The organism is Synechococcus sp. WC10meta (assembly GCF_047461475.1).
This window is the reverse complement of sequence record NZ_JANSHF010000036.1, coordinates 1-1,223: the sequence shown is the minus strand read 5'-3', so window position 1 is coordinate 1,223 and position 1,223 is coordinate 1. Positions and strand designations below refer to the sequence as shown.

Genomic DNA, 1,223 nt, shown 5'->3' with positions numbered 1-1,223 from the left:
TTGCATCGCTTGGGTCGGCAGGGAGAAGGCCGGTACGACCGATGTTTGTGTGGGGGTGTACAGGGTGGTGCTGTGCCTTCTCCGGTTTGGATTGCCGATTTGGATGATTACCAAGTGGTTACTGTTTTTGGGGCAACGGTGGATCCTAGGAAAAGTTATCTTGAACAGCTCAGGAAAAATGCTGACGATTTTGGAATAATCTGGCCCTTGAGGTAGAGATCTTGGAGAATCTCTAGAGGAGGAATAAAATGTCTAAAAAGAGGATCAATGCCAAAGTTCTTAGAAACCTTGTTACAGCTGTGGTCAACGGCTCGATCACGCTGGCCATCCTGCTAATTGCCCCTTTGGGATTGGCAGCCGTGATTACCAATACCATTCTTGTCGCGATTGCCAGCTTCTTTTCGGGCATTCTGGCCGAGATCGTGATGGATTTCTTGTCAAGTCCTGAAATTGATGTTGAGATTTTACCGGAGCGTGGCCGCTCTAAACCCGGCAACGCCATAGATCAGAGGCGAGGCGCTGAAGATCTGCGTCGTCATGACGAATAATGCGAACTTTATATGTCTCTCAGCAGGGGTGTAGGCTAAGCCTTAAGCAAGAGTTCGTAATGGTCTATTTGGGCGAGTCGCTCTTGCAGGAGGTGCCTCTACCCTTGCTGGAGCAAATTTTAATCTTTGGCCGATCCCAGGTAACCACAGACGTAGTGAGAGCGTGCCTGAGGCGGAATATTCCTATTGCCTATCTCTCCCGGCTAGGCTATTGCTATGGTCGCCTTGTTCCTATAGAGAGGGGGTACCGCCGCTTAGCTCATTTGCAACAGGCGCTCCCTGAAGAATGGCGATTGCAAACGGCAGCCCAGATGGTGCGAGCCAAGCTTCTCAATAGCCGAGTGCTGCTGATGAGGCAGCTCAGGCAGCGCCCCACTGAGACAGGGGATCTGACCCTGCGCAGTCTGGAACATTTGGCTGCTCAAGCTCTTGAGGCCAAGTCTCTAGATCAATTGCGGGGCATTGAAGGAGCGGCTGCGGCTCTGTATTTCCCGGAATTGGGAAATTGCCTTCAGCAAAGGGGCTTTGTTTTGCTTAACCGCACTCGACAGCCGCCCACTAACCCGGTTAATGCCATGCTCAGCTTTGGCTACATGGTGCTCTGGAACCATCTATTAACCCTGGTTGAGCTGCAAGATTTGGATCCCTATCAGGGTTGCTTGCACGCTAGCAGTG

General features: G+C 51.5%; 3 protein-coding genes. All 3 read left to right on the top strand.

Annotated elements, in window-relative coordinates; all coding sequences use genetic code 11:
* A partial coding sequence (locus tag NW804_RS10325) for a hypothetical protein (protein WP_414423487.1) occupies positions 1-199 on the top strand: 199 nt, incomplete at its 5' end.
* Between the two features lie 49 nt (positions 200-248).
* Positions 249-548 carry a CRISPR-associated protein Csx18 gene (gene csx18, locus NW804_RS10320; protein ID WP_414421979.1) on the top strand — a complete coding sequence of 100 codons (300 nt, stop codon included), beginning with the start codon at positions 249-251 and terminating at the stop codon, positions 546-548.
* Between the two features lie 59 nt (positions 549-607).
* Positions 608-1,223 (top strand): CRISPR-associated endonuclease Cas1 (gene cas1 / locus NW804_RS10315; RefSeq protein WP_414423486.1); only part of this gene is annotated, 616 nt, incomplete at its 3' end.

Excerpts from the sequence above, each read along its gene's own strand:
- csx18 (WP_414421979.1), top strand. The coding sequence starts at position 249 with ATGTCTAAAAAGAGGATCAATGCCAAAGTTCTTAGAAACCTTGTTACA.